This is a genomic window from Shewanella sp. 11B5 (assembly GCF_002836795.1).
GTDB classification, from domain to species: Bacteria; Pseudomonadota; Gammaproteobacteria; order Enterobacterales; family Shewanellaceae; genus Shewanella; species Shewanella frigidimarina.
Genome location: NZ_PJAP01000206.1, coordinates 1 through 1,036, shown reverse-complemented (window position 1 = coordinate 1,036; position 1,036 = coordinate 1). Strand labels below are relative to the sequence as shown.

The window sequence follows — 1,036 nt, the reverse complement described above, 5'->3', positions numbered from 1 at the left end:
CGACAAGCAACACATCGGCATTATGCAGTTGTTATTAGCCCAAGGTGCAGATGTCAATTTACGCGATAATAAAGGCAGAACCGTTTTAATGTGCGCCAAGCAGCAAGTGCATGCAAACGTTGTAGCGTTATTATGCACAAAGGGAGCTAAATATAACGCCGATGGATGTTGAGATTAAAAAGGATACAAGTTTGGAGTTTGACCGGATTAATAAAATTCACGTTTGTTTTTAGACACAAAAAAGCCTATACGCATTCTATGCGTACAGGCTTTTTATTTTAGATTTTTTATTTTAGATTTGGTCGGTATCCTCCTGTGTTAGGAGAGGATTCTAATTTTCGCCCCCATGGCAGAGCCATGAAAGCTAGCTCTGAAGCCTGTAATCACAGGGTTGTCATAGTTTAATCCCCCTAAAAAGTGACCATAAAAGTGACCCAGATTTTGAGCTTGAAATTAATCATCGTTGGGAACAGGGTGATGTTAGAGTGCCGTTTGATGATGTTTCGGCAATATACGCCCAGGTATTTAAGTTAGGGATTGATGAAATAAGGGCGGTTATTTGTGGTCAAGAATAATGTGCAGCAGCAGCAGCAGCATCAACAAGTGACATTGAACATGAAAACGCTGCGTCATGGGTTAACGCGCAGGGGTAACTATTGGGCCCATCAAGAATATGGCCAAGGGTTCGCAAGCCGAAGCCAGTGCGACAAGTTAGGCGAGGTGATTGTTTACGGCAGTTCGGCAGTGGTCGAGATAACGCCCCCACTAGAAGTAAGACAGTTCGACCAGATGATTGAGCGGTTATCACCGCAATGTATACGGGCCATTAGAGTGCACTACATCTGCAAAGGACAGTGGGCTTTGATGGAATTCGATAGTAAGAAGTCTTATGTGTACTGGTTGAGAAGGGCGGAGATTGAGTTAGTGGGACATTCAGGTAGTTATACGACAAATAAAAATAGCGAGAAATTAAAGTCTGATTCGTAACCCTTTTCACGTTTGCTCTTTTTTATAAAAAATCGTTATTTATTGCTTG

Annotated in this window: 2 protein-coding genes; both read left to right on the top strand. The window is 42.2% G+C overall.

Annotation, left to right across the window (positions count from 1 at the left end):
* Positions 1–13: 13 nt before the first annotated feature.
* A complete protein-coding gene (locus CXF78_RS22045) occupies positions 14–172 on the top strand; it encodes an ankyrin repeat domain-containing protein (RefSeq protein ID WP_374702261.1) in 159 nt (52 codons plus the stop codon).
* A gap of 443 nt (positions 173–615) precedes the next feature.
* Positions 616–987, top strand: a complete 372-nt coding sequence (locus CXF78_RS01680; RefSeq protein WP_102035783.1) for a hypothetical protein — start codon at positions 616–618, stop codon at positions 985–987.
* Positions 988–1,036: the final 49 nt, after the last annotated feature.

Excerpts from the sequence above, each read along its gene's own strand:
- CXF78_RS01680 (WP_102035783.1), top strand. The coding sequence starts at position 616 with ATGAAAACGCTGCGTCATGGGTTAACGCGCAGGGGTAACTATTGGGCC.